The sequence below is a fragment of the Mesotoga sp. HF07.pep.5.2.highcov genome (genome assembly GCF_003666285.1).
Classification (GTDB): Bacteria; Thermotogota; Thermotogae; order Petrotogales; family Kosmotogaceae; genus Mesotoga; species Mesotoga prima.
Genome location: NZ_JFHJ01000639.1, coordinates 1 through 1,926, shown reverse-complemented (window position 1 = coordinate 1,926; position 1,926 = coordinate 1). Strand labels below are relative to the sequence as shown.

The following is a 1,926-nucleotide window of genomic DNA, read 5'->3' as shown; positions in this document are numbered from 1 at the left end:
GCAGATCGGAGATAAGGCTTTGCGTTCCTCCATAGATATTTCTCGAGATCACCAGGTTCATTCCGGATTTGAGAATGGACAGAAAAACAGTAGTTATGGCACCCATTCCAGATGAGAAGAAGACGCCGCCAGTTCCGCCGAACAGATCCGATAGCTTTCTTTCTACGACTCCAATAGAGGGATTTCCAACCCTTGTGTAAAGAACTTCCGAGCTTTCGTCCATGTACTTCACGTCATCTGCCAAGAAGTTAGATGTTTGAAAGATGGGTGTGCTAACCGCATCGTTTATCTTTTTCTCTTCACCAGCGTGAATTGCTCTTGTGTTGAATCCCCGCATATATATCTCAGCTTTCGTTTAGCAAAGAGTCAACTCTTACAACTCTCTTCTCTTTTGCGGAAATGAGTCCCGCTTCTATGGTGGCAAGATCCATAACTGCCTCTTCAACTGATCCCAGAGAGTTAATCTGACCCTCTAACACCCTGTGAAAATCAGTAAACTCTTCGGCAAAACCATCTGTTTTATTAAGAAAGAGTTTCTCCCTGTCGCTGGAATATATCTCAAGAGTAGCTTCGTCTTTGTCAACTTGGACTATTCCTTCTGTGCAGACTATTTCAAATCTATTTAGAGAAGCGGGGGCGCCATAGACGACGGAATAGTTACCAATCACATTGGAACCCAGAGTCATATTGAAGACCGCGGAGTTTTCAGCACCAAGATAGTCGAAATTCTTCTCCGAAAAGCCGCTTACTTCCTCAACGTTACCAAGAATTTTGCGAAGCGCGGCCACATCATGTACCCCTCCATCAGAGATGAATCCACCGATGTGCTGAGGCGTCTGCCTCCACTTAGTCTGAACGTATTTGTTGTCCTGCCCGAAATCTACCCACTTCAACCAGCTGAATGCCAGAGGCTTGCCAAGTCTTCCCTCCTTGATAAGTATTTCGGCCTTTCTGTAAACCTCGATGTGCCTGTAATTCTCCGCTATATAAATGGGAGTATTACCTGGAAGATGCAACAATCGGATGGCTTCCTTAGTAGTGGCTGCTACTGGCTTCTCACAGATAACCGGCTTGTTTGCCTTTCTTGCCGCCTCAATCATTTGTGGATTCAAGGCAATTGGAACTGCAAGCACAACAGCGTCCACAACATCAGAATTCAGCATTTCTTCATACGAATCAAAGACCTCAACATCGCCACCAGCTATTTTGGCAAATTCCTCAGCCTTTCTTCTAGTCCTGCTGTTCACGGCCGTAATCTTGAATAACTCGGTCAGTCTTCTCAACGCGGGCAGATGGAGCTCCCTAGATGCTATTCCGGCACCCACAATACCCAAATTGACTTTCATGCAACTCCTCCTTAGAAAGAACTACAAAGAGACGGATGGAATAGTACTCTCTGCCCGACTGTCCAAACACATATTAAAGCGGGAAGGTGGCATCCACTTCTCTCGCTCCATCTGACGGTCTTACTTCATAAGAGTCGAGATCAATTCCAAATCTCTCTTTGTATCTGATTTTCATGACTTCAACTATTTTTTTCATCTCAATCTTTTCACATAAAGCGAGTACCGAACCGCCGAATCCTGCTCCTATCATTCTTGCACCGGAGACACCTCCAATTTCTCGTAGAGTGTCAACGATAAAATCAGTCTCTTCGCAAGTTACCTCATAATCAAGAGCCAGTGATTCGTGGGACTGAATCAATATTCGGCCGAGATTCTCGAAATTCGAGTTCGACATCATCTTCATGGCCTCTAGAACCCTCATATTCTCAGAAACAACATGTAGCGCTCTTCTGTAGTATAGATCACCAAGTTTACCTCTGTTAGGGAAGAGATCAATCATGGAGACCTCTCGATAACTGTTCTTCCCGAGTATTTCGAGAGCCTTATTTGCTTCGGCCCTTCGAGTATTGTAGTTACCACT

The 1,926-nt window shown here is 44.9% G+C and carries 2 protein-coding genes and 1 pseudogene; all 3 read right to left on the bottom strand.

All coding sequences use genetic code 11. The annotated features are described in order from the left end of the window. Positions 1-337 (bottom strand): PLP-dependent transferase (locus BG32_RS13690; protein WP_147435065.1); only part of this gene is annotated, 337 nt, incomplete at its 3' end. Between the two features lie 7 nt (positions 338-344). Further along, positions 345-1,346 (bottom strand): Gfo/Idh/MocA family protein, encoded by a 1,002-nt coding sequence (locus tag BG32_RS13685; RefSeq protein ID WP_006487120.1) that lies wholly within the window; start codon positions 1,344-1,346, stop codon positions 345-347. Positions 1,347-1,419: 73 nt separating this feature from the next. Next, positions 1,420-1,926 (bottom strand): annotated as a pseudogene (locus BG32_RS13680) (galactokinase); the annotation flags it as partial.

Coding starts and splice junctions, on each gene's coding strand:
- BG32_RS13685 (WP_006487120.1), bottom strand. CDS start 1,346: ATGAAAGTCAATTTGGGTATTGTGGGTGCCGGAATAGCATCTAGGGAG.